1 pseudogene is annotated in these 242 nt (G+C 71.5%); it reads right to left on the minus strand.

Annotated elements, in window-relative coordinates:
* Nucleotides 1-242, minus strand: a pseudogene (locus SB756_RS34275) (acyl-CoA dehydrogenase); the annotation flags it as partial.

Genomic DNA, 242 nt, shown 5'->3' on the forward strand with positions numbered 1-242 from the left:
ACGGCGGCGTCGAGCACCTGCGGCAAGCCCTGCCCGCCCAGCGCCTCAGCACAGGCCAGCGCCGGCCAGCCGCCGTCGACATAGGCTTGATACGCCTGGGCAAAACCGTCCGGGGTGCTCACCTGGCCCGCCTGCCAGCGGCAGCCCTGACGATCACCCAGGGCGTTCAAAGGCGCCAGCACGCCCTGGCTGAAGCGTGCGGCTTCCTCCAGCACTTGCAGCGCCAGCGGCAGGTCCAACGC

The organism is Pseudomonas sp. SIMBA_068 (assembly GCF_046534705.1).
Classification (GTDB): domain Bacteria; phylum Pseudomonadota; class Gammaproteobacteria; order Pseudomonadales; family Pseudomonadaceae; genus Aquipseudomonas; species Aquipseudomonas putida.